This is a genomic window from Labilithrix luteola, assembly GCF_001263205.1.
Lineage (GTDB): Bacteria > Myxococcota_A > Polyangia > Polyangiales > Polyangiaceae > Labilithrix > Labilithrix luteola.
Genome location: NZ_CP012333.1, coordinates 6,547,110 through 6,569,875 on the forward strand (window position 1 = coordinate 6,547,110; position 22,766 = coordinate 6,569,875).

At 66.1% G+C, this 22,766-nt stretch carries 23 protein-coding genes; 12 read left to right on the plus strand and 11 right to left on the minus strand.

Annotated elements, in window-relative coordinates:
• The first annotated feature begins 45 nt into the window (after positions 1–45).
• From AKJ09_RS28420 to AKJ09_RS28430, 3 genes are read left to right on the plus strand one after another with little or no spacing between them, the layout of a single operon-like run.
• A complete protein-coding gene (locus tag AKJ09_RS28420; RefSeq protein WP_146651004.1) occupies positions 46–1,239 on the plus strand; it encodes a serine hydrolase domain-containing protein in 1,194 nt (397 codons plus the stop codon).
• An 18-nt stretch (positions 1,240–1,257) separates the two neighbouring features.
• Positions 1,258–3,132 carry an ABC1 kinase family protein gene (locus tag AKJ09_RS28425; protein ID WP_146651005.1) on the plus strand — a complete coding sequence of 625 codons (1,875 nt, stop codon included), beginning with the start codon at positions 1,258–1,260 and terminating at the stop codon, positions 3,130–3,132.
• Positions 3,104–4,339, plus strand: coding sequence for a two-component system sensor histidine kinase NtrB (locus tag AKJ09_RS28430; protein ID WP_146651006.1), 1,236 nt, complete (start codon positions 3,104–3,106; stop codon positions 4,337–4,339). Before AKJ09_RS28425 ends, AKJ09_RS28430 begins: the two co-directional genes overlap by 29 nt.
• A gap of 68 nt (positions 4,340–4,407) precedes the next feature.
• On the opposite strand, the gene AKJ09_RS28435 is transcribed toward AKJ09_RS28430, so the two are convergent.
• The 3 genes from AKJ09_RS28435 to AKJ09_RS28445 all read right to left on the minus strand — a co-directional run bounded on the left by AKJ09_RS28435 (position 4,408) and on the right by AKJ09_RS28445 (position 6,909).
• On the minus strand, positions 4,408–5,742 hold the full coding sequence (locus tag AKJ09_RS28435; protein WP_146651007.1) for an aminotransferase class III-fold pyridoxal phosphate-dependent enzyme: 1,335 nt from the start codon (positions 5,740–5,742) through the stop codon (positions 4,408–4,410).
• Between the two features lie 87 nt (positions 5,743–5,829).
• The gene (locus AKJ09_RS28440; protein ID WP_146651008.1) at positions 5,830–6,147 is read right to left on the minus strand and encodes an MGMT family protein; all 318 of its coding nucleotides are present in this window, start codon (positions 6,145–6,147) and stop codon (positions 5,830–5,832) included.
• Between the two features lie 30 nt (positions 6,148–6,177).
• Positions 6,178–6,909 carry a class I SAM-dependent methyltransferase gene (locus AKJ09_RS28445; protein ID WP_146651009.1) on the minus strand — a complete coding sequence of 244 codons (732 nt, stop codon included), beginning with the start codon at positions 6,907–6,909 and terminating at the stop codon, positions 6,178–6,180.
• A 126-nt stretch (positions 6,910–7,035) separates the two neighbouring features.
• Here AKJ09_RS28445 and AKJ09_RS28450 point away from each other — a divergent pair, with 126 nt between their 5' ends.
• The 3 genes from AKJ09_RS28450 (at position 7,036) to AKJ09_RS28460 (ending at position 10,777) form a co-directional block, all read left to right on the plus strand.
• Positions 7,036–7,824 (plus strand): oxidoreductase, encoded by a 789-nt coding sequence (locus AKJ09_RS28450; RefSeq protein ID WP_146651010.1) that lies wholly within the window; start codon positions 7,036–7,038, stop codon positions 7,822–7,824.
• Positions 7,825–7,975: 151 nt separating this feature from the next.
• On the plus strand, positions 7,976–9,412 hold the full coding sequence (locus tag AKJ09_RS28455) for a cytochrome P450 (protein ID WP_146651011.1): 1,437 nt from the start codon (positions 7,976–7,978) through the stop codon (positions 9,410–9,412).
• Positions 9,413–9,628: 216 nt separating this feature from the next.
• The gene (locus tag AKJ09_RS28460; RefSeq protein WP_146651012.1) at positions 9,629–10,777 is read left to right on the plus strand and encodes a DUF2515 family protein; all 1,149 of its coding nucleotides are present in this window, start codon (positions 9,629–9,631) and stop codon (positions 10,775–10,777) included.
• 37 nt (positions 10,778–10,814) lie between these two features.
• Here the strand turns inward: AKJ09_RS28460 and AKJ09_RS28465 are convergent, their stop codons facing one another.
• The 3 genes from AKJ09_RS28465 to AKJ09_RS28475 form a co-directional block, all read right to left on the minus strand.
• Complete coding sequence (locus tag AKJ09_RS28465; RefSeq protein WP_146651013.1) at positions 10,815–12,779, minus strand: hypothetical protein; 1,965 nt, start codon at positions 12,777–12,779, stop codon at positions 10,815–10,817.
• Between the two features lie 303 nt (positions 12,780–13,082).
• Entirely contained in the window at positions 13,083–13,415 is a 333-nt protein-coding gene (locus tag AKJ09_RS28470; protein WP_146651014.1) for a DUF4870 domain-containing protein, read from the minus strand.
• Between the two features lie 102 nt (positions 13,416–13,517).
• Positions 13,518–14,852 carry a choice-of-anchor D domain-containing protein gene (locus AKJ09_RS28475; RefSeq protein WP_146651015.1) on the minus strand — a complete coding sequence of 445 codons (1,335 nt, stop codon included), beginning with the start codon at positions 14,850–14,852 and terminating at the stop codon, positions 13,518–13,520.
• A 147-nt stretch (positions 14,853–14,999) separates the two neighbouring features.
• Between AKJ09_RS28475 and AKJ09_RS28480 the strand changes: the two genes are divergently transcribed.
• A complete protein-coding gene (locus tag AKJ09_RS28480) occupies positions 15,000–15,458 on the plus strand; it encodes a hypothetical protein (protein ID WP_146651016.1) in 459 nt (152 codons plus the stop codon).
• 7 nt (positions 15,459–15,465) lie between these two features.
• Here the strand turns inward: AKJ09_RS28480 and AKJ09_RS28485 are convergent, their stop codons facing one another.
• The 3 genes from AKJ09_RS28485 to AKJ09_RS28495 form a co-directional block, all read right to left on the minus strand.
• Positions 15,466–16,092, minus strand: a complete 627-nt coding sequence (locus AKJ09_RS28485) for a hypothetical protein (protein WP_146651017.1) — start codon at positions 16,090–16,092, stop codon at positions 15,466–15,468.
• A gap of 91 nt (positions 16,093–16,183) precedes the next feature.
• The gene (locus AKJ09_RS28490) at positions 16,184–16,393 is read right to left on the minus strand and encodes a hypothetical protein (protein WP_169927944.1); all 210 of its coding nucleotides are present in this window, start codon (positions 16,391–16,393) and stop codon (positions 16,184–16,186) included.
• A gap of 100 nt (positions 16,394–16,493) precedes the next feature.
• The gene (locus AKJ09_RS28495; protein WP_146651019.1) at positions 16,494–17,849 is read right to left on the minus strand and encodes a TraB/GumN family protein; all 1,356 of its coding nucleotides are present in this window, start codon (positions 17,847–17,849) and stop codon (positions 16,494–16,496) included.
• A gap of 68 nt (positions 17,850–17,917) precedes the next feature.
• Here AKJ09_RS28495 and AKJ09_RS28500 point away from each other — a divergent pair, with 68 nt between their 5' ends.
• Both AKJ09_RS28500 and AKJ09_RS28505 read left to right on the plus strand, forming a co-directional pair.
• Positions 17,918–18,472 (plus strand): hypothetical protein, encoded by a 555-nt coding sequence (locus AKJ09_RS28500; RefSeq protein WP_146651020.1) that lies wholly within the window; start codon positions 17,918–17,920, stop codon positions 18,470–18,472.
• Positions 18,473–18,475: 3 nt separating this feature from the next.
• A complete protein-coding gene (locus AKJ09_RS28505; RefSeq protein ID WP_146651021.1) occupies positions 18,476–18,718 on the plus strand; it encodes a helix-turn-helix domain-containing protein in 243 nt (80 codons plus the stop codon).
• 3 nt (positions 18,719–18,721) lie between these two features.
• Here AKJ09_RS28505 and AKJ09_RS28510 read toward each other — a convergent pair whose 3' ends face one another.
• Positions 18,722–19,321, minus strand: coding sequence for a hypothetical protein (locus AKJ09_RS28510; RefSeq protein ID WP_146651022.1), 600 nt, complete (start codon positions 19,319–19,321; stop codon positions 18,722–18,724).
• A 120-nt stretch (positions 19,322–19,441) separates the two neighbouring features.
• Here AKJ09_RS28510 and AKJ09_RS28515 point away from each other — a divergent pair, with 120 nt between their 5' ends.
• The 3 genes from AKJ09_RS28515 to AKJ09_RS28525 all read left to right on the plus strand — a co-directional run bounded on the left by AKJ09_RS28515 (position 19,442) and on the right by AKJ09_RS28525 (position 22,377).
• On the plus strand, positions 19,442–19,867 hold the full coding sequence (locus tag AKJ09_RS28515) for a MarR family winged helix-turn-helix transcriptional regulator (protein WP_205633824.1): 426 nt from the start codon (positions 19,442–19,444) through the stop codon (positions 19,865–19,867).
• A 75-nt stretch (positions 19,868–19,942) separates the two neighbouring features.
• Positions 19,943–21,094: an alpha/beta fold hydrolase gene (locus AKJ09_RS28520; RefSeq protein ID WP_146651023.1), complete on the plus strand. Its 1,152-nt coding sequence runs from the start codon at positions 19,943–19,945 to the stop codon at positions 21,092–21,094.
• On the plus strand, positions 21,091–22,377 hold the full coding sequence (locus tag AKJ09_RS28525; RefSeq protein ID WP_146651024.1) for an MFS transporter: 1,287 nt from the start codon (positions 21,091–21,093) through the stop codon (positions 22,375–22,377). Before AKJ09_RS28520 ends, AKJ09_RS28525 begins: the two co-directional genes overlap by 4 nt.
• 19 nt (positions 22,378–22,396) lie before the next feature.
• Here AKJ09_RS28525 and AKJ09_RS28530 read toward each other — a convergent pair whose 3' ends face one another.
• Entirely contained in the window at positions 22,397–22,741 is a 345-nt protein-coding gene (locus AKJ09_RS28530; protein ID WP_169927945.1) for an HPF/RaiA family ribosome-associated protein, read from the minus strand.
• Between the last annotated feature and the right edge of the window lie 25 nt (positions 22,742–22,766).

Below are 22,766 nucleotides of genomic sequence, written 5' to 3' on the forward strand. Positions count from 1 at the left end.
CGGCAAAGGTTACCGACGAGGGGGTAGCTCGGTAAAGTATCCGCGGTGCGGTTGCCGCTTATCGAAACGCCTGCGGAGCTAGCCGAGACGCTCGTCGAAGCCGGCGTGGCGAATGCCGTCGCTGCCGGTTTTGCCGCGAGAATGCCCGACGGCAAGTGGGAGGTTTCGTCAGGAGAGGCGTGCGCGCGCGGTCTCTCCGGCACGCCGCGCGTGCGTGCGGCCTCGGGAATCGTGTTCGATCTGGCGAGCGTGACGAAGCCCATGACCGCCATGGCCTTCGCGTGCTCGGGGCTCGACCCGCAACAGACACTCGCCGCAACGGTCGGCGAGGTGTCGGCCACGGCAAGCGCGGCGGCTCCGGTCGAGCTCCTTCTCGCACACCGTGCCGGTCTGCTCGCTCACGTACCTCTTTATCGAAGTCTCGTCGGCCGCGGTACGCCTCGCACGGCTGCGCTCGCGCTTGCGGCGTCCTCACGACGCCCCGAGGCCCTCGGCGCCATTCCTCCCGCCGGATTCGACCCGGTCTACAGTGACCTCGGATACTTCCTCGCCGGCGAAGTTCTGGCGCGTCGCCTTCGAGCGCAGGACGCCGGTGAGGCCATCGAGAACGTGGTCGTCGATGCGCTCTCCCTGCGCGACGAGCTCGGTACTTCGAGGGCGCTCGGCCTCCGTGGGGTCGACTTCCACGATCGCGTGGCACCCACCGAGGTTGTCGAGCAACGTGGCGGCGAGATCCGCGGCGTCGTCCATGACGAGAATGCATGGGCGATCGGCGGCGAGGGCGGCGAAGGCCACGCCGGGATGTTCGGAACGGCGCGTGCGCTCCTCGCGTTCGGCCGCGCCGTCTTCGATGCCGTCGTGCATGGCGAAGGTCCGCTCGCACGAAGCTCTGGCGAAGACCCGCGACGCTGGCGTGGCGCGCGGAAGGAGGAGCTCGCGTGGCTCGTCGCGCCACGGCCGGGCGGGACCTTGCTCGCCGGTTTCGACGGCAAGAGCGAGCATGGGTCGAGCGCCGGCGAGGCTGCCGGACCGCGTACGTTCGGCCATCTCGGATTCACCGGAACGAGCCTGTGGATCGATCCGGATGCCTCCGCGTTGGTCGTGCTGTTGACGAATCGTGTGTATCCTACACGTGAAAGCGCTCTCATCCGCGTCGCTCGGCCGCAGGCTCATGACGCGCTCTTCCGGATGGCAGCGCGTGCACAGACCGCCACACACTCGCCTCGCCAAGGGCGATAGACTAGGCTTCTCCGCCGTATGTCTGCGTCCGAGCCGGATGCCTCCACGCGTGGAGACTCGGTCCCGGCCTCTGTCACAGGGGGCACCGGGGGCGGTCCGGCCGCGCGTGGGCGTCGCTCGCCGCGCCCGGGTCCCGAGCGCGGCGCCGCGCGTCCTTCACTCTCGCGCACCGGCGAGCGCGTCAGGCACATCCGTTACCGCGCGCGCAGCGAGAACCGTTGGCGGTTCGTCCGCGCGTACACGACGACCTTCCAGGTCATTTTCAGCTATCTCTTCCTTTTCTGGCGCGCCAAGCTCTTCGGGAAGTCGTACCGCGATCAGAACATCGCGGCCGTTCACCAGCGGAATGCGAGGCGCGTCTACGCGACGATCCTCCAGCTGCAAGGCCTCTTCATCAAGGTCGGCCAGCTGCTCTCGATCATGGCGAACTTCCTCCCCGAGGAGTTCCGGGCCGAGCTCGAGGGCCTCCAAGATCAGGTGCCGCCTCGTCCCTTCGAAGAGATCGCCCCGCGTGTCGAGGAGGAACTAGGGGCGCCAATCGACGAGCTCTTCGACGAGTTCCAGCGCACGCCCATCGCAAGCGCGTCGCTCGGGCAGGTTCATGAAGCGCGCATGCACGGCGAGGATCGTCGGCGTGTGGTCGTGAAGGTCCAGCACCAGGACATCGACGAGATCGTCCGGCTCGACCTCAAAACGATCCGCCGCATCATGAGCATCGTGCAGTGGTTCGTGCCGGTGCAGGGCCTCGACGCGTACTACCACCAGATCAAGGGCCTGCTGAGCCAGGAGCTCGACTTCTCCGCGGAGGCCGACAGCATCGAGCGTATCTCGGAGAACTTCGCGAACGATCCGCGCGTGATCTTCCCCACGCCGGTCCGCGAGCTCTCGACCAAGCGCGTTCTCACCACGACCTACGTCGAGGGAAAGAAGCTCACCGACGTCGCCGGCCTCGATGCGATGGGCATCGACAAGAAGGAGCTCGCGAGTCGTCTGGTCAGGGTCTACTGCCAGATGATCTTCGTCGACGGCGTGTATCACGCCGATCCGCACCCCGGGAACATCCTGGTCAACTCCTCGGGCGATCTCGTGCTGCTCGACTTCGGCGCCGTCGCCGAGCTCTCGCAGCCGATGCGCGAGGGCATCCCCGAGTTCCTCGAAGGTGTCATCCGTCGCGATACCGACCGGCTCATTCGGGCGCTTCGCAAGATGGGATTCCTCTCGCGCACGAGCGACGAGGTCGTCAGCGAGAAGATCATCGAGTACTTCCATCGCCGCTTCCAAGAAGAGGTGAAGCTCGAGTCCTTCAATCTGAAGGACATCAAGATCGATCCGCAGCGCGGCTTCGAGAACCTGCTCGACCTGCGGAAGATGAACGTCGGCTTGAAGGAGCTGTCGGGCGTCTTCCACGTGCCGCGCGACTGGGTGCTCCTCGAGCGCACCATTCTGCTCGTCTACGGCTGCTGCTCGATGCTCGACCCCGAGCTGAATCCGATGGCCATCATCCAGCCGTACTTGCAGGACTTCGTCCTCGGCAATCGCGACTGGCAGAAGGTCGCGATGGACACCGTTCGCGACATGGCGCTCGGTGCGGTCACACTTCCGGACGACCTTCGAAAGTACCTGGTTCGTGCGACCCGCGGCGAGATGGAGGTTCGGGTTCGCGGCGTCCAGGAAGGTGCACAGACGATCTACACGATCGGTCGACAGCTGATCTACACGGCCATCGGCCTTTCCACCGGCTTCGCTGCGTTGTCGCTTCACGGGCGCGGCGAAGACGGTATTCTCACTCAGTCGCTCGCGGGGGAGCGGGCTTCTGCGCGTTCATGTTGCTCCTATCCTCCATCTTCTCCAGGCCGAAGCGGCGATGAACGAGCGACGCAGGGCGCGCGGTGAGGCGCTCTCGACCATCGCCAGGTTGCTCGAACGGGAGGGCGAAACCGAGGCTCTCGCCGAGCTCGAGGACGTGGTCCGCGAGAGCGAACGGCGCATTCGCACCGAGCATGCGCTTCAGAGCACAGAGGCCAGCTTTCGCGCCCTCATCGAGAGCATGCCCGACGGCGTCATCGTCCATCGCGGCAGCCAGCTCCTCTACCTGAGCCCCTCCGGCCGCCGCATGTTCGGCTACGGGCCCGACGACGACGTGACCGAGACGCACGTTCTCGAACTCGTCCACCCGGACATGCGCGAACGCGTCGGTGCGCGCATCACGCAGACGCTCGAGGAAGGCGGGCCCACGCCTTTGCTCGAGGAGCGTCTGATCCGTCGCGATGGGACGGCCTTCGTTGCCGAGATTCTGGCTCTCACGACCAACTTCGACGGCGAGCCCGCCGTGCTCGCCATCGCGCGCGACATCACGGTTCGCAAGCAGGTCGAAGCGCAGCTCGTGACGAATGACCGCTTGGCCTCGCTCGGCCGTCTCGCGGGATCCGTCGGCCACGAGTTGAACAACCCGCTCGCGTACGTGCTCGGCAACGTGACCTTAATGGAGCGCGAGCTCGCACGCGGAGCGACCATGTCCGCGAGCGTTGTCGCGCGCTTCTCCTCGTACGTGGAGATGGTCAAAGAGGGCGCGCTTCGCATGCGCGACATCGTCCACGACCTCAAGACGCTTGCGCGCGGCGATGCGGGCGGCTTCGTGTCCGTGGACGTGCAACACATCCTCGACGTTTGCGCGAACATGGCGGAGCACGAGCTGCGTTCACGCGCCCGCATCGTGAAGGAATACCGCGACCGCGTCTTCGTCTGGGGAATCGAGTCTCGGCTCGGGCAGGTCTTTTCGAATCTGCTCCTCAATGCAGCCCAGGCGATTCCCGCCGGGAACGTCGACGACAACGAGGTGCGCCTCGTCGTCGCCGCGCACCATCGCGATCGGGTGTTGGTCGAAATCCTGGACACGGGAATCGGTGTTCCGCCGGAGGACTTCGATCGTATTTTCGAGCCGTTCTTCACCACGAAAGAGGGGCTCGGCACGGGCCTCGGCCTCTCGATCTGCCACGGTATCGTGACCTCGATGGGCGGCACGATCTCGGCGGAGCCGGGGCCCGAACGAGGAACGCTCTTCCGATTGGTGCTGCCGTCTTCGGCACCCTCGAACGGCTGAGAGCCGCGGGAGCCCGCGGGACCTGACCGCGTCTGCAACTGGCGGTTCAGGTCCCTAGCGCGCAGCTCTTAGAGCGTCGATTCGAGCGCGGAGAGCGCGGCGTCGACGGCCCCCAGACCGGCGTCGAGCTCGTCTTTCGTCACGGTGAGCGGCGGCGCGATCATCGCGACGTTGAACTTGCCGAACGTGTAGACGCCGCGCTTGCGGAGCTCGGCGTAGAACGTCTTCATCACGCCGAGGCCACCTTCACCGTGCCACGGAACGAGCGGCTCCTTGGTCGCGCGGTCCTTGACCATTTCGAGCGCGAAGAACGCGCCGACTCCACGAACGTCGCCGACGATGCGATGCTTCTCGGCGAGCGCGGTGAGCCCGCTGCGAAGCCAACCTTCGACCTCGCGCGCCCGATCGAAGAGCTTCTCTTCCTTGTACGCACGCACGGCGGCGAGGCCCGCAGCGACGCACATGGGGTGGCCGGAGTACGTGTGACCGGACGGGAGGGCGCGCGCGTCGAACGTCTTCGCGAGCGACTCACGGATCATGACGCCGCCGAGGGGTAGGTAGGCCGAGGTGACGCCCTTGGCGAACGTGATCATGTCCGGGACGACGTCGAACCGCGTCGAGCCGAACGCCGAGCCCGTGCGCCCGAAGCCCGTCATGACCTCGTCGCAGATGAGAAGAATGCCGTGCTTCTCGGTGAGCGCGCGGAGCGCCGGGAGATAGCCGTCCGGGTAGACGATGACGCCGTTCGAGCCGACGACGGGCTCGATGAGGATCGCCGCCACGCGTCGCGGATCCTCGTGCATGAGGACGCGCTCGAGGTTCTCGATGGCGCGCGACGTCTCTTCTTCGGGCGTGCTCGCGTAGAAGGGCGAGCGATACGGATAGGGAGCCCAGAAGCGCATGATGCCGGGGCCGCCCGGCTCACCGTGCCAGCGGCGATCTTCGCCGGTGAGCGCGATGGCCGTGCCGGTCGAGCCGTGGAACGAGCGATAGGCGGTCAGGATCTTCTGGCGGCCCGTGATGGCGCGCGCGATGCGGACGGCGTCGTCGTTCGACTCGGCGCCCGTGGTGGTGAAGAACGTACGCGCACCTTCGGTCTTCCAGGGGGAGATCGAGACGAGCTCTTCGGCGAGCTCGGCGCGCTTGTCGTTGAAGAGACTCGGCGCGGCGTAGGCGAGCGTCTGCGCCTGCTCTTGGATCGCGCGAACGACCTTGGGGTGGTTGTGCCCGAGGTTGACCGCGATGAGCCCGCTTCCGAGGTCGAGGTACTTGTTGCCGTCGCTGTCGAAGACGTAGCGCCCGTCGCCGCGGACGATGACCGGTGCCGAGAGGCCTCCCTGCGCAACCCAGGGCGTGAGGACGTACTTGGCGTGCTTGGCTTGCAACTCGGCGGTGGTGCTCATGTGGGCATCCTACGCCCGCGCCGCCGGCCCTGTCAGCTCTCGGCGATGGGGCGCGACGATGAGCCCTCGAAGAGACGCGAGAGTTCGTTAGCGCAGCCGAGGCTTCCACCCGTAGCGCGCGAGATCGATCCGGCCGTCGCGTTCGAAGCGAACCCCTTCGGCTTCCAACATCGCTCGCTGCAGGCCCGGATGCTGGTCGTCGGTCGAGATGCCTCCCGAGGCGTTGACCACGCGCTGCCATGGAATGCGGTCGTCTCCCGCCGCGCGAATCGCCCAACCGACGCCGACGGGGGTGAGTCGACGACCGATCAGCTGGGAGATCTGCCCGTACGTGGCCACCCGCCCGCGAGGGATCTTCTTCACGATCTTCCAGACGGCTTCGAAGGGGCGATCGACGTTGGCCATGAATGCCTCGAATCGATGGATACGCGGCGCTCATGGCCGGCGTGCGCAGACGAGCATGAAGGGCGGTCGATGACGCTCGACGGCCCAGTCCGGATGCTCCTCGATCTGAGCATCGGTTGGCGCCCACTCCTCGAGATGAACGAGCGCGAAGCCGACGCGGAGCAGCGAATTGACGTACGTGGCGATCGTGTGGTGTTGCTTGACGACACCTGGCGCCAGCCAGTTCGTCACGCGCGGCCCTTCGGCGAGGTAGTCGTCGAGAGGCCACACGGTGCGCCCCCCTTCGTCCGTGAGCCAGCTCGGCTCGCTAGGCGCCGTGAAGAGCGGATGCTCGACAGAGAACACGAAGGTGCCGCCCTCGACGAGCGCGCGATGCGCTTTGGCGAAGAGCGCCTCGAGGTTCGCGAGGTAGTGGATCGTGAGGGAGCTGTAGACGACGTCGAACGCCGACTCCGGCAGCGTGAACGCCTCGAGGTCCGCACGTTCGTAGGTGATCCCAGGCTCGCTCGTCGACGCGTGGGCGCGGGCAAGCATGTTCTCCGAGAGGTCGAGGCCGAGTACGTGCGCGGCGCCTTGGTCGGCGGCCCACCGGCAGAACCATCCGAAGCCGCAGCCGAGGTCCACCACGCGCTTGTGCTGAAGGTCGGGGACGAGCGCGCGGAGCGCCGGCCATTCGGGCGCACCCTGAAGCCCGCGGAGGGATCGGTCGAGTTTGCCGTATGCGGCGAAGAAGTCGTCCTGGTCGTAGATGTTCTGGGCCATGGCTGACGTCGAAGTCGGGCTGCCGAAGTTTCGAACACCTTAGCTCCTCGACTGTTCGAAAACGCGACGGAGCACGCATTTTGCCGGCTCTTTTTGATCGGCACGAGCCGTGCTCCAGGAATCCGCATGGACCTCGAACTCGAAAACAAAGTCGTTGTCGTGACTGGTGCAAGCAAGGGGATTGGCCTCGCGATCACGCAGGCGTTCGCCGCCGAAGGGGCGCGGGTGGTGGCGGGCGCGCGGACCGTCGATAGCCTGAAGTCGCTCGATCGCGTGCTTCCCGTTGCCGTCGATCTCGCCTCGCCCGAAGGGCCTGGTCGTCTCGTTCAGCGTGCGCTCGACGAGCACGGTCGCATCGACGTTCTGGTGAACAACGTGGGCGGCGTGCGCATTCGACTCGGCGGCCTCCTCGCTACGAGCGACGAGGAGTTCCAGTGGGCGCTGCAGATGAACTTCTTCTCGGCACTGCGTGCGACGCGCGCCGCGATCACCGCGATGCTGCCGAAAGGCGGCGGCACGATCGTGAACGTCGCCTCGGTGAATGCGTTCTTCCAGCCCGACGCGGGGACGATCGACTATGGCGCCGCCAAGGCTGCCCTGGTGAATCTCACCAAGACGCTCTCGCAGGAGTTCGGGCCGAAGGGAATTCGCATCAACGACGTTTCGCCGGGGCCCGTCGAGACCGACCTGTGGCTCGGCGAGAATGGTGTCGCCCATACGGTTGCGCGAGCGATGGGGACCGATGCCGACACCGCCAAGAAGAAGGTGCTCGAGAGCATCGGAGGCCTCGCCACCGGTCGCATGACGAAGCCGGAAGAGGTCGCGACTCTCGTGGTGATGCTCGCCTCGAACCGAACGGCGAACGTGACGGGGTCGAACTTCGTTATCGATGGCGGCCTCATCAAGACGACGTAGCCGCAAGGGCGGGGCGGGCGCTTCCGGTCACTCTCGATGTTTCGCCAGAGCGACAATATTGAATGCGGATCGTTGTCGCTGCGGCAATACACATTATTGAATTATCCCTATCGACGGTTGAAAGGGGGATTGACTCGAATAGGTAGTGACGATGCTGCGGCTTCACGGCTTCGCGAGCGTCGATATTCGGGGACCACGCGCGCTTCCGCTGGTGGGAACCGCGCGACGCTTCATCTCCTTCTTGGATGATCCCGTCGGCGTTGTCCTCGCGCTTCGAAGAATGGGCGACGTGGTCGCCGTCGTCGATCGTAATCCCGCCATCGTCTGCGTCTTCGGACCCGAGCGGAACCGCGAAGTCCTCTCGGATCCGGACACCTTCCATAACCCGGAGGACTTCTTCACCGGTCCTGACGGAAGCGCACGCGAGAAGATGCGCGCCATGGTCGTCACCAGCAATGGTGCCGACCACCGGCGAAGACGGCGCCTCATGATGCCCGCGTTCCATCGGTCGGCGCTCGACGGCTACGCCGAGGAGATCGTGACGCTCACTCGAAGTCTCGTGGGCGCTTGGCCGCGAGGCGAGGTCGTGTCACTCGACGGGCTCTGTCGCGAGCTGTCGCTCTGCATCGCTGTCCAATGTTTCTACGGCGTCGACGTGAAGCGAGGCGCGAGCGTCCTCGGCCAGACCATGGCCGAGTTCGTCCGGCTCGTGACGTCGCCGGCAAACATTCTGTTCCCATTCGACCTACCCGGGACGCCCTACCGCCGCGGGGTCCAGATCGGCGAGGACCTCGCCTCGCGCATGCTCGCGCTCGTCGAATCGAAGCGTCAGAGCGGCGGACAACGTCGCGATGCCATGGGCCTGCTCCTCGACGCGCGCGACGAGCATGGCAACGGCCTCACGGCAGACGAGATCGTCGCGCTCGCCGTCGAGCTCTTCATCGCCGGGAGCGAAACATCCTCGATGGCGCTCACGTGGTGCCTCCTGCTGCTCGATCAACATCCGCGTGTTCTCGAGGCCCTCGCTGCCGAGCTCTCGGACGTTCTGGGGGAGCGCGATCCGAGCCCGGCCGATCTCCCGAAGTTGCGGCTGCTCGATCGCGTGGTGAAGGAGACGCTCCGCGTGCTGCCGGCCGCGCCGATTCTGTTTCTTCGGTCGGCGACGCGGGACACGATGCTGGGAGGCAAGGCCATCCCGAAAGGGGCGAATCTCGTGGTGAGCCCGCTCGCAACCCACCACGACGCTTCGCTCTATCCCGACCCCGACCGATTTCTTCCCGATCGATGGAAAGAGATCGAGCCGTCGACCTACGCCTACTTCCCGTTCGGCGCCGGTCCGCGCATGTGCGCCGGTGCGCTCTTCGCAAGTCAGTCTGTCCGCCTGATGCTCGCGATGATCCTGCAGCGGTTCCATCCGCGCACGGTCGACGCTGGGCCCATCGATCGACGGGTGCGCGCGAACATCCTGAACGCGCAACACGGCGTCCATGCGCGGCTCTGCCCCGTCCGCGCCAACGCCGCGCCGGCTGCGCCTGTACGAGGAAACATCCACGAGCTCGTGAAACTCGAGAGCCGTGGGCGGTCCTGATTCCGAGAGTGAGATTGGAACGGAACGATCCGCTTCTTCCGCGCTGTCCGGAGGAAAGTTGATCCGGGGAGGTGACCGCGCATTCGGCGTCGGACCTCTGCCATGACCGCTCGCATCGCCCTCGCCTCGTTCCACGATCGTCCGACAAAGACGGAGTTCGGCGCGCTCAGCGACGGAGCGCGCCTACATGGTACGAGTTCTGCTTCGGCGACACGCGTGAGAGCGAATCGACAAGATCTTCTTCGGTGGTTCGGTGGCACCTTGCTCGCCTTGGCAGGCTGCCTGTCGGTCGGTTGTTCGGGAGCGGAGCCCGCGGACAGCGAGAGCTCGAATGACGCGCTCACGCGGCCGGCGCACCGCCCGCTCGCGTACTACGAGCAGATGGCCAACCGCATCATCGGTCACTCCGATGATCCGTCGGCGGCGCCTCGAGACGTCGTCGCGAGGAACGCGCTCATCACGTCCGCGTATGGGCAGCTCTACAAGAGCAACCCGAACGCCTATCGCTGGGCGGGTCTCGCGCAGCACACCTCGATGGAGGTCGGCCTCGTTCTCAAGGCGACGGGCACGCTGATCGGCCTGAACCATCCCGCGCTGCCCGGCGAGTCGGCGTCGGAGGCTCAGACCGTCCCGCTGACGACGTTGCTCAGCGCGCAATCGGAGGCGGTCGTGCGCGAGATTCACGACTCCTTCGCGCTCGGAAACCTGCGCCTCTACCAAGACGCGATGCCGCTATTCCTCGCGCATGCCGAGGGCGGAATCGACGAAATCCAATATCTGCAGGACAGCGGCCAGCTCTTCTACGCGGAAGGCAAGCCCGAGGCGAATCGACTCAAGATCGATTGGGCAAAAGCCATCGAGGCTGGCGATTGGCAAGGAGCGTTCGTCGATTTCGCGCGCTTCGAGCAGTACTACTTCCTGCAAGACGTTCTCTACGTCCCGTACAAGAAGTCCGTCACGCTCCTCGGGCCGACTGCCTACCTCTGTTACACGAACAGCTTTCCGCTCGACTGCAACTTCTTCGGTAAGGACCGAGGGCTGTCGCACGACCTCACCGACGTCGAAGATCGCTGGGCGTGGGTGGCGAACTTCCTCGCGCCGTCGTGGGGGAAGTTCGCCCCTGACGCGGAGCGCCAGGGCAAATGGGCGAACGATCATCGGGTTGCCACTCAAAAGCCCGTCATCTGCAATTGCTACGCGGGTGAAGACGCGCGCAAGTGTGGTGGCGAGTTGATGGCGTCGCCGGCGAAGGGCGGACACCCCGACAACTGCGTCGTCCCTGGCCCGATTGCTACGAATGCCGTTTACTACTGCCGCGCCAATCGCTGGCGCCCCGTCTCGCCCGCCGAGAGCTGCGAGCCCTAGAAGCGGATCGTACGAACGCGGCGCGCGAGTCTGCGCGTCAAGCCATGCTCGTCACGACGCGATCGCGGAGCACGAGAGAAGCGCGCATGAGGGAGTCGACGGCGCGTTCGAGCTCCGCCGTGACTCGTGAGACGAGGGCGAAGAACTTTCCGGTCGCGCGCGCGTCGGCGGCGAGTCGTGTCGTGGCTCGTCGCTCCGCCTCGTCCATCCGACGCTCGAGCACCAGGATGCCGTCGACGGCATCGACGACGCCACGCACTTCGAAGGTGCGGCCGTCGGGGCTCGCGTGTTGGGCCGTGGTCACACAGGCGAGCCACCCCTCGGCGGCGGCCACGACGAGATCGGCGAGCTCCACGAGGCTCGTCCCTCGGGTCTCCGCAGCGAGCTCGCCCGTCGTCGCGGGGAGAAGCGACCAACGAAAGACGGCTTCTTCCAGCGCGTCCGCGGCGTCGTCGGCGTGCTCGATGAGGCGGAGACACCGCTCCTCGCTGGGGATTCGCTCGACCACGCTTCGAACGTCCATCACGAGGGCGTCGGCTCGGTGCTCGACGTCCTTGGCGGCGCGCACGGCGTCGGCGGCGCGGGCATCCGGCACAGGAGAGTTGCGGCCGAGCAGTTCGTGGACCGTGCGGGCGAGCGTCAGCACGAGTCGCGCATGGTCCGTGACCGGTTCGAGTAGCCGCTCGCCACGCGAGCGAACCAGGCGGGCGAGCTCGGCGCCGAGCTCCGCACGGAGACTCGACGGCGGACGCCACGCGTGCAGGCCTTCGGAGCACGTCCGCAGCGTCGTTCGCAAGAACTCCGCCGCCTGCTCCGCGCCGAGGATGTCGTCGAGTCGCTCTCCGAAGCGAAGCGGGATTCGCACGACGTCACCCACGATGTCGAACACCCATGGCTTGCCGCCGGCCTCGAGAAGTCCTCGATGGCCCCAGCCCTCCGAGGCCGCGCGGTCGAGGATCTCGATGGTCGCGGCCTTCGATACGAACGAGCGAATGGCTTTTCTCGCGCGATTCCAATCGATCAGATAGACGAGTCGGGAGCCCAGAAACGTGAGGAAGCGTTCGAGCTCCTCGGAGCTCGGCGCCTCGTAGATCCCGGTGTGCTGGAAGAAGACCTCCGCGTGGGGGATGGTACGCGCCGACCGCGAAGCGACGTCGTCCCAATGCATCGGGAAGCGCGCAAGCAAGCGCTCGAGGAACTCGAGTCTTTGCAAGTGGACGTCGGTGCTCGTGATGGCCACACGGAGTCCGTCTACGTGGATGACGACCACGTGCGCGGCCGTTTCGCCGAGGTCGTTCTCGAGGACGAGCGTCTGTCCGCGGCGCGTCGCCATCGTACCCAGACCGGGATGACCGAATTTGACGGCCTCGGTTTCGTGGATGCCACGCATGAACGCGCCGACGAGCACGCGATCGCGCTCGTGGAGTCCATGGACCTTGGCGCCGTCGATGTCTTCCGTCGCGAGAGACGCTTCGAGCTTGTCGACGGCCTTGTGCAGGTCGAGCACGAGCAAGTGAAGGCTGTCTGCGTGCGCTCGATCGGACGACGTCAGTGCTTCGACCTCGTCGCCCGTGAGCGTGCTCTCCGTTCGGAGCTCGCACCGGTCTCGCAGCGCTTCGAGTCGTTCGTCGAACGAGCGAACTTCGACCTCGTCGACGCGTGACGGCGAGGCTGCACGCAGCGGCGCCAGCATGGATTCGGTGTCGTGGAAGGCGGCGTCGACGATGGTCTTCGCGAGAGGAACACGATAGTCGTCGGCGCGATCGCGACGAGCGTGCGCGATGACGTCGTCGAAGCGCGGGTCGTCGATCCCGGCAAGCTCCCGATCGGAACGAAGATCGGGGACGAACTCTTCGGCGGTGTCGGCGTGACTCTTGGCGAGCTGAATCAGCGAGAAGAAGAACTTCGCGCGCTCGTTCGCTGCGAGAGCGCCATGAACGAGACTCGGGACGAGGAGATCGTGTTCGCCCAGCTCGGAGACCACGGCGGCCTTGGTCGACATGGCGCCCTCAACGACCGAGAGCGCTGCGGCTCGGGTGATCGGGCCGATCGTCGAGCTCGCGCTTCCACTTGCGGTCGAGGAGGAGCTCGGCGCAACTGCGCCTCCGACGGTCGAGGCCGTAGCCGAGCCGAGCTCTCTGAATGGCTCTTTGGAGCGAGAAAGAAGGGAAGGGCGGGCGTGATTCAGCGGCCATGGGAGCGCTCTCCTTCGTGCGCGCGTGCCTGCGTGCGTGGTCGTGGACGCGAACGCATCGAGCAAGGCGCGCGCCACGAACGAGGGCTCTGCTCGTGCCGCCCCCGCGCTTCACCGCTTGCTCAGGCGTCGCGCGAGCTCGCTCACGAGGGGATACTCGTAGTCATCACCGCTGAGCACGCGGATAGCCGCGTAGACGTGGAAACCGAGGAAGACCGGAATCGCCAGGCCGCACGTGGCAAGGCTCACCAGCGTTCCGAGCGCCGACCAGAGCAGCGCCTGCATCGCTTGATGCTCCACGAACGGCGAGTGATCCTTCTCGGCGAACCACACGAGCAGCGGCGCCAAGAACCACGCCACGCACGTTCCTGCATGCGCGACGGCAGCAGCAACGCGTTCGTTGTGCGAGACCGAGGACTGGACGACGGGGAGCGACGTGTTCATGCCCAGACCGTCGTCCCAGCCCGCCGCGAAATTTCACTAGGGCCGACGAATTCGTAAGCGCCTGGATTTGCGGCGCTTCGACCCCCGACCCCCCGGATCGCCCTACTTCTTCTTGTGCAGGATGATCCCGTCGCCGACGGCGTAGAGGTTCGAGCCGCTCGAGCCGTGGATGGCGCGAAGATCTTTCGTCGTGCCGCTGGCCACGGCGGTCCAAGCGCCGGGCGCGCTCGAGTGAAGGATGGTGCCGCCGCTGCCGACCGCCCACAGATCCTTCGTCGAGGTTCCCCAGATGCCAGCGAGTGCGGGCGTTCCGGTGTACTCGACGGCGAGGCCGGAGCCGCAGCCCGTCCCTCGGGAAATCGAGCCATCCGATGCGACGACGACGACGTTCGGGCCGTCCGTCCAAACGCCCGTGAACGTCCTGCTCGCGGGGGTGAGCGTGGTGGCACTGCCGCCGAATCCGCCATTACTCGATGAATAGTAAGCGAGCGTGGCGTTGGCGCCAGCGGCGCACAGACCGATGCTTCCGCCGCCGGCAGCGTTGTGGTTGCCAGAGGCTCCGAAGACCGCGGTTCCGACCGGATAGCTCTGAGGAAGATTCGGCGCGGCGCCTTCGTCGAGCGAGAGCCACTTGCCGCCTTCGCCGAGCGCGAAGACGTTCTTCTGCTGCGCGCCGGCGGGCGTAGCCCACAGCGCATTGATGGCGCTCGGCCCTCCCGCGGGGACAGCGACGGTGTCGAAGCCCGTCGACGACGGTTTCTGCACGATGAGCGTGGGGCCTGCGCCGCCCACGTAGACGTAGCCTCCGGAGGACGCATAGACCGAGCGCAGCTCGTTGCTCCCGGCGGGGGCGGCTTGTGCGGTCCAGCCGTTGCCGTTGGAGACGATGACGCGGCCGCTATCGCCGACGGCATAGACGTGCGTCGAATCCTTCACGTGAACGGCGCGCAAGCTGTTGGCTACGCCGTCGCTCGTGGTCTCGGGCGTGAAGACGGAGCTGTCGCCCGCGAGCTGCGCCGAGAGCGTGCCGATCGTCAGCGTTGCGGTCGCCGCGCCTTCGGCGGCCGGCTTGAACGCGAGGCGCGCAGTGCAACTCTCGCCGGCCGCGAGTGCCTTGCCGACGCACCCGTCGGAGGCGATCTGGAACGACGAGGCGTTCGCTCCCGTCACGGTTGCCTTCTCGAGCGCCGGCGCCGCCGCGGTTCCTTTGTTCGTCACCACGAGGTCCCGTTCCTCGGACGTGTCGCCCGGGGCGGTGACCGGGAACGTGACGTTCAGGGGATCGATCGTGAGCGTGGCGTTGCCACCGCCCGGGTTCGTCGACGAGTCGACTCCTGCGTCGTTGCCGCCGTTGACCACGCCGGGGGCGGGCGGCGGGTCGTCTCCCACGCAAGCGGTAAGCATCGAAAGGAGAAGGGCGGCGGTACGAACGCGCATTGCCACCGATGGTAATCGAAACGAGCCACCGGCGTCATGGGCTCACCGTCCGGCCCCTCGTCTGCGTGCGCGTGAAATCGACGTGGGACATGCGAGCGTATTCCGCGTAAATTCGCGTCAGGCTCGAGATCGACCGGTCGAAGAACAATGAATGCTCCGAAGCAGCCGCGTCCCTGGTGGAAGGTTCTCCTCTACGTGGTCGGAGGCTTTCTACTCCTGCTCGGTTTCATCATCGCCGGCGCGGTCATGTGGCTCAACTCCAACAAGGAGCGCCTTCTCGCGAAAGCCGACGAGACGCGGCGCGAAGCCGAGACGTTCGCGCAGCAGACCGATCAGAGCGGCTGCGTCGACGAAGGCGTGCGTCGCGCATCGGCCTGCGTCGGCATTCTCTGCGAGGCGAACGTCAACGTCTTCATCTCCGCGTGCAGCCAGCATGCGAAGCCCACGCCGGGGCTCTGCGAGAAGTTTCCGGCCACGGACAAGGTCGTCGACTCGGCGCTCTGGGCGGTCGACGAGTGCAAGCGACGCGGGTTTGCGGGCAACGAGCGATGCGGCCGCGTTCTCGGAAACGCGGCTCGCACGTTGTGCCCGTCATCGAAGAACTAGAGAGCCTCTACTTACCGCTCGCCTTCGCCGCGGGCGCGGCCGGGGCTGACGTCGTCGCCGTCGTTCCCTCGGGCACGCGGAACTTCCATCGCGCGTCGCCGACCTGGAGGAACGTGGAGCTCATGGTGAGTGCCGGCTTGCCGCTGGTGTCCTTGTTCGGCACGCAGCTGTCGATGACCTGCTCCCAGACCTCGAGTCCCTGGTTGTTGCTCGTGCAGTGCCCCACCTTGTGCGGTTCGGACGACTCGATGCTGGTCGTCATGCCCGCGAGGAGACCGCTCTCGCCGCTGCCGTCCGACTGAGCGCTGAAGCTTCGCTTGCCCGGCGAGCCGAAGGCGTTGCCGAGTAGCTTGTACGTCTTGCCCTTCACGCAGATCTGCTCGTTGGTCGCCGTAACCGTGAGCTCGTCCTGGATGGGCCACGTGGTGCAGGCTCGCTCGCCTTCGAACGGCACGCTCGCCGGCTTGTCGGACCACGCGAGCGGCTGTCCCTTGAGCGGGTTTTCGCCGGCTCGCGCATTGAGGTTGCCCAAGGGGCCCGGCAGGAGCGAGCAGCCGCCGAGGACGAACGCGCCGAGAGCGAACGACGACACCAGTGCGGCAGCCGAGAGAGTGCGAGCGAGCGTCGAATTCATCGAAAGTGACCTCCGCGATGGTTCTACGCGGCGAGGAAAGATTTCTTCCTCGTGCCAGCTTCGGCCGGTTTCTTCGCGGGCGCCGGCCGCTTCAGGGCACGTAGCGCCGCAGAAGAGCGCCTTCCGGCAGCTCGATGACCTGCTCGGCCACGCGCCCGCCCCCCAGCTCGATCGAGAAGTGGAGCGATGGGGGACCGCCCCCGGCGTCCCACTCGAAGCGTCCCGTCAACCAGCCACCCGAGCAGCAGAGCTGCACGATGTCTCCGCCGCTCAGCGGGCGCTCCTCGAGAAACCAGCGCATCGAACCCTGGGCATATCCTTGCCGGAGAGACTCGCCTTCGGACGACATGGCGCGACGATAGCGCGAAGAGCCGCCGTCAGCATCGAAGGGTGATGGGCGCTCAGCGCGACGGCTCACAGCCGGGCGCCGCCGAGGCCGTCGGCAAGAACACGATGGCGTCGGTCGCGCCGCGCACTTTGCCGGAGCCATTGCTCGTGTCGGTTCCAAAGGGGAGGGCGCGATCGACGACGGCTCCAGGCGGGAGGCGCGCGACGTCGATGAACGTCTTTCCGGGGGTCGCCGACAGTGCCGCTTCGAACGTATCCGGGCGCAACGCGACCGTGGCAAACCCGGCCTGGCTGTCCGGCGTGTAACGAGAACCGCTTCCATAGAGGAGCCATGACGCCCAGAGCGAACCTGGCTCGGCGCGATCGATGCGCGTTCCGAGGCTCGCCCACATCGGACCGTCGTGCGGCGCGAGCCCGTAGCGGAGTGATTCGGAGTCGCGCGCGACGTGCATGTCGTGGGCGAAGATGGCGACGGGGGACGCCTTCGGGAGTGAGGCCTGAAACGCGGAGAACCGCGTGAACATCCGCTCTTCACGCGTGACGAACATGGTGCGAAGTCGCGCGGCGCCTGCTTGGCTCGTGTCCGCTGCGGCTGATTTCCAATCGGCGAAGGTTCGGTAGGAGAACGCGAGCTGATCGAGCGCATCGCGAAGCCGTGCGGAGGCCTCCGCCCCACAGGCAGCGTCGAGCGATGGACGCGTGCCGTCGATACGCGCAATCACGTCGAGGAGTCGTTTTACTTCGGCATCGAGATTCGTATTCCTGGGAGGTGTCAACGCCTCCGCCAGTGGCGCGACGTCCGGGGAGCCCGCGCATCCCGCGATGGCGCTCCGCGCATCGGCATAGCCACCTCCGGGGGTCGCGTCGAAGTCGAACCCGAAGAGACGGATGGGCTCGCCGACCTCGACGCCGAGTGCTCGTAGCTGCCGGAAGAACGCACGCTCGGCCTCGGCCCAAGCATCGTCACACGGCCTTCGAATGCCGCGAGACATCGGGGCGAGCTCTCGCTTCTCGTCGTCCGTTTCGCCTGCGTAGCCATACAGAACCACACGATGCAGCCATGCTTCGTCACCCGACTCGAGATACCGCTCGATGCGTCCCGCGTCCGACGCGCCCATCTCGATCGCAAAGCTCCGCAGTCCGTAGCGCGTGACGAGGCGGCGCGTGAGCGCGAGGCGGTAGGCGTACTTCTCGACGACGTAGTGGTCGCCTTCGCCGATGGCGAGCACGCGATGCGACTCGGCAGCTCGGTCGATCGCTGCGGCGGCTTCCGTAGGCAGGGACTCGGCCCAGTCGGCGGGAAGCGGAAACGCGGCGTCCGGCGGCAACGCTGCGGGGGAAGCCGCCTGTCCGCAAGCGAGTGGTAGGAGAGCGGCCAAGAGAAGTGAGAAGGTCGCGATGCGCTTCATTGGGTTCACTGTGTTGCAGAAATTAGTTTCTGCAAAACGATAATTTGTCGTCGTGCTACGATCGTCCCATGCAACATGCGCAAGATCGCGAGGACCGGCCAACGGGTCGCTTCCGTCGCGCGTCGCGGGCACCGCGTACCTTGTCGATCGCCTTCCGACTTCTGGCCATTGCCCTTCCGGCGATCGTCTTCGTCGCCACGGCGCGCGCGAGCAGTGCCGATCTCGCACGCGGGCTTGGGCTACCGGGCCCGGTGAGCGTCAGCGGCCTAGCGCGTGTTGCGCTCGTCGGCCTCGGCCTCGCACCGGCGCTGGCTCTCTCCGTCTCGTTGGAAGCTCTACGGCGGTGCGCCCTGTCGATACGAAGTGGGCGTTCGCTGACGCTCGACGTGGCGCGCACGCTGAGGCTCGCGGCGACCTGGATGCTAGGGGCGAGTGCCGCGGCGCTGATTGCTCCGACGCTTGCGGGGTTGCTGCTGACCGCATCGAGTGGAGCGCACGCGCTCGCGATTCACGTCGATTCGGGCGTCGTTCTTCCCGCCGTCTTCTCCGCGGCGCTGTTTCTCCTGAGCGGCGTGATTGCCGAGGCCGCCGCGCTGGCCGATGAACACGCGCAGATCGTCTGACCCATGCCCATCGTCGTCCGTCTCGGAGTCGTGCTTGCCGAACGCAACGTTCGTTCGAAGGAGCTCGCGGAATACGTGGGCATCACCGAAGCGAACTTGTCGCTTCTGAAGCAGGGCAAGGTCAAAGGCGTCCGATTCGATACCCTCGAACGGATATGCGAGTTCCTCGATTGCCAGCCCGGTGACCTTCTACGCCACGAGCCCGAGCCAGGAACGAAGAAGAAGACCCTGCGGCGAGCAGGGTAGGAGCTAGGCCTCGGTCAGAGCGAAGAGAACGAACTCTTCCGGGCCGAATCCGAACGGCAGAATCCCGCTCGCGTAGCAGTCGAGGAGCGGGAGGAACGGGTTGGCGCTCGTATCGTTGCTCCGCTCCGCGAGTTGCCATTCGATGGCGAACAGCGCGTCCATGTCTGCCTGGCTCTTGTACCAACCCGCGAGCTCGGCGCGCTCCTTCGGGAGGGCAGTCGCAAAGTCGAGCTTCATGCCGAGGCCCGCCAGACTCTCCTCCGGCGTCCAATTCTTCGTGCGCTGGTGTTGGAACGAGAGTCGTTCGAGAGGGCCGGACTTCCAGCTCCAGCTGCGATTGGCGCGCGCTCGTCCGCAAAGCTCGGCGAAGGCGTTCCAGTCGCCTCGAGCAATCCGCGCGTCGAACGAGGGCGGGAACTCGTCGGGCAGGTGAAGCCGCGCGCGGGCGTGGTGTTCGGCGAAGCGCTGGGCTGCGCGGAAGGGGTTTCGCGGTCCTTGTCCGAACCAATCGACGTCGGCCCAGCCGCGAAGAATCGCGCGAACCGATTCCGTGGCCGGTCCGTAAGAGCGCTCCTGCGGGTCGAATTCGAGAACGGCCTTCATGGGAAGCTCCCACGACTCTACCGCGTCCGAGGGCCGAAGAAACCGCGCTTGCAGGCCGCGGTCGGCGCCTTCAGTCACGGGGGCTTTGACAACATGGGCATGTACCCCTATCCATGCGCCATGGCCCGCGAAACGCCCTGCCATTGCCTGGCCATTCGCCAGGTCGCCCGTCAGGTCACGCAGCTCTACGACACGGCGCTCGCCGATACCGGGCTTCGCGTCACGCAGTACTCGGTCCTTTCCGTGCTCGACCGTCTCGGCGCGTCCACGCTCCAACAGCTCGCGACGGAGCTCGTGATGGACCGCTCGACGCTCGGCCACAATCTTCGCCCGCTCGAGCGCGACGGCTTGGTCTCGCTCGGCGTCGATGACGCGGATCGGCGTTCGTCGCGCCTGTCTCTCACACCGGCGGGCAAGCGCAAGCTCGAGAGCGCTCGTAACGCGTGGCACCAGGCGCAAAAGCAGCTTGAAACCCAGCTCGGGGCAGAGGACGCGAGCGAGCTCCGTCGCCTCCTCCAGCGCGCGGTCACGAGCTTGAGCGGGTAGCACCGGACCATGCGCCAGGGGCGCGGGGCGTCGTTTCGGTCAATACGGGCATATGCCCTCGATGGGAATGGCAACATGTCGAATTCACTCGTCGTGCGCAGGTCGGTCGTTCTCGGAGCGCTGGTGGCGGTGGGCTGTGCGCCGCCATCGCACCCGAAGGCGAGCGCGTCCCCACCGATGTCGGTGACCGCCCCCGTCGACGTCGTACGTCCGGCTTTCCAAGAGCACGACGTCGATCTCGGTCGATACACCTTTCGCAGCGGTGAGACGCTTCCGTCGCTCCGCATCCACTACGCCACGCTCGGGTCGCCGCACCGCGACGCCTCCGGCAACGTCGACAACGCCGTGCTCGTCTTGCACTGGACGAGCGCGAGCTCGGAGGCGGTTCGGAGCGACCAATACGTGCGCTCGCTCTACGGCGCGGGAAAACCGCTGGATCCCGCCAGCCACTACCTCGTCTTCGTCGACAACGTCGGCCACGGGCGGTCGAGCAAGCCGAGCGACGGGCTCCACGCTCGCTTTCCGCATTATGGCTATCGTGACATGGTCGACATCCAGCATCGGCTGATCTCCGAGCAACTCGGAATTCGTCGGCTGCGTGCGATCGTCGGCATGTCGATGGGCGGGATGCATGCCTGGCTCTGGGCCGAGAATCATCCGAACGACGTCGAAGCGATCATGCCCGTCGTTGCACTTCCGACCCGCATCACAGGCCGCAACCTCGTTTGGCGCCGTATCGTGTCGCGAGCCATCCGAACCGACCCGGATTGGAAGAATGGCGACTATCGCGAGCCGCCGAGAGGTTGGACGGAAGCCTTCCCGCTCTTTCGAATGATGCTCGACGGCGTACCCCATCTCCAGGCCACGATCCCCGATCGAGCGTCGGCCGATGCGTTCGTTCAGTCGGCCGTGGACCAGGCGAGCGTCATGGACGCCAACGACGTTCTGTATTCGCTCGAGTCCTCCGAGGACTACGATCCCGAGGCCGACCTCGGAAAGATTCGGGCGCGTGTCTTTGCGCTCAACTTTACGGACGACGAATTCAATCCAGTGGAGCTCGGCACGCTCGAACGCCTGATTGCGCGTGTTCCGGGCGCCGAATTCGTGATTCAGCCAGGAACCCCGTCTTCCCATGGCCATCTCACCCAAGCGCATCCAGCCCTCTGGGCGGATCACGTAGGAGCATTCATGCATCGCGTCGACGCGGCTCGTCGGGAGGCCCCGTGAACTCCGCGAATCGGCGGTTTCATCCCGCGTGGATCGTCGCGGCCACCACGTTCTTGGTGCTCATCTGCGCGGCGGGCGTACGGGCAACGCCCGGCGTTCTCATCGTTCCGCTCGAAGCCGAATTCGGCTGGTCGCGCGCCGTCATTTCGGCGGGCATCACGGTGAATCTCGTGCTCTACGGACTCGTAGGTCCGTTCTCCGCGGCCACGATGCAGCGCTTCGGCGTGCGCCGGACCACGATGGTCGCTCTCCTGCTCATGCTCGTTGGCGTCGCGGCCGCTTCGCACGTTCGATATCCGTGGCAGCTTCTCGTCTCCTGGGGTGTGCTCGTGGGCATTGGCTCGGGCAACGCCGCCATGGTGCTCGGCGCGACCATCGTCTCGCGTTGGTTTCATCGTCACCGCGGAATGGTCATGGGCATTCTCACGGCGAGCACCGCCACGGGGCAGCTCGTGTTCCTCCCAGCGCTCGCCTGGCTGGTCGAGCATCGTGGCTGGCGAAGCGTGACCACGCTCCTCGTCGTCGCGCTCGGCGTGGTGTTCGTGTTGGTGGTACTCTTGCTCCGCGCGGATCATCCACGGGACATCGGGCTACGACCTTATGGTGCCTCTCCCGCCGAGCCGGAACCTCCGCCGGTGCAAGGCAATCCGTTCGTACTCGCGATCGAGGCGCTCCGATCCGCCGCTCGCAAACGCGATTTCTGGATATTGGCAGCGAGCTTCTTCGTTTGCGGCGCGACGACGAATGGACTCGTCGGCACGCACCTCGTGCCCGCCTGCCACGATCACGGCATTCCCGAAGTGCGAGCGGCGGGCCTTCTCGCGATCATGGGCGTCTTCGACCTCGTGGGGACGACCACGAGCGGCTGGCTCTCGGATCGGTTCGACGCGCGCAAACTTCTTTTCGTCTATTACGGCGTTCGCGGGCTCTCGCTCCTTTATTTGCCACAGGCCTTTGGCGACGAGGTTTTCGCTCTCCCCGTCTTTGCCGTTCTCTACGGTCTCGACTGGATCGCAACCGTGCCTCCGACGTTGAAGTTGACGCGAGATACGGTCGGAGAGCGCGACGCGCCGACGGTCTTCGGCTGGATCGTCGCCGGTCACCAAATCGGCGCCGGTTTCGGTGCGCTCTCCGCCGGTACGCTACGCACGATGTTCGATACGTACACGCTGGCCTGGCTCTCCGCGGGCGGGCTCTGCGTCGCGACGGCCGTGATGGTTCTCTTCATCGGCCGCGGCTCGGCTGCACTCGCACCGAGCCGCGCGGGTCAGCCCGTGCCGTGAACGACTCGTTGATCGACGTTCACGCCGCGTGGCGTCGTGGCGAGTGGGTGCTCGCGCGCGGATGCTCGCGTAGGCGCGCAATCGCGCGAGAGACTTGCTCGTCGAGCCGAGAGGCGGCTCGCGTGATGGCTACGTAGCCATCGGCGTCGATGGCTTCGACGACGACGGACTTGTGACCGGGAATCTCCACCATCACGCGGCAGCGCTTGTCCACCCCGCCTCGCGGCCCGTTCACGTCGATGAAGCGTACGGTCACGGCTCCGATGCGCTCACGGAAACGATTCAACGCGAGACCGAGCTTGTTCTCGATGTGGGTCGCGAGGGCATCGGACAGGGCCACGTTCGAGCGGACGGTAACCTGCATGACAGTCTCCTCCGTGCGGGCTTCT